Origin of the sequence: Arcobacter sp. F155, assembly GCF_004116455.1 — a bacterium.
In the GTDB taxonomy this organism is placed as follows: Bacteria; Campylobacterota; Campylobacteria; order Campylobacterales; family Arcobacteraceae; genus Halarcobacter.
This window is the reverse complement of sequence record NZ_PDJU01000052.1, coordinates 1-416: the sequence shown is the minus strand read 5'-3', so window position 1 is coordinate 416 and position 416 is coordinate 1. Positions and strand designations below refer to the sequence as shown.

General features: G+C 35.3%; 1 pseudogene. It reads right to left on the bottom strand.

What is annotated here, in order from left to right:
- A pseudogene (locus CRV03_RS14035) lies at positions 1-295 on the bottom strand (hydrogenase accessory protein HypB); the annotation flags it as partial.
- Between the last annotated feature and the right edge of the window lie 121 nt (positions 296-416).

Below are 416 nucleotides of genomic sequence, written 5' to 3'. Positions count from 1 at the left end.
GTGCTAAGTGCTCAAGTAAAGTTGTTTTTCCACTTGCTGGACTTGACATAGGATTGATACCTAAAACATTTTGCTTATCAAAGTGTGCTCTATTATGAGCTGCTTCATGGTCATTTTTGTCTAAAATGTTTTTAATAACTGCTACTGTTTTACTATCATTTAACTGTGGATTATGATGTAAAGTATCATGGGCAGCTTGGGGAGAAGCTGAGTCTGAATGATGTTGATGATCGTGTGAGTGATCATGGCCATGATGGGGGTGGTCTGTTATGCTACATCCGCAATCTGTACACATTTTTATTCCTTTTTAATGAAGGTTCATTTATTATTCTTCTAGCAGTTTATTTATAGCAAACTGAAATTTAGCTAACGAGTATGGTCGCTTATGTACTTTTAGGACAAAAATAGTAGAATTG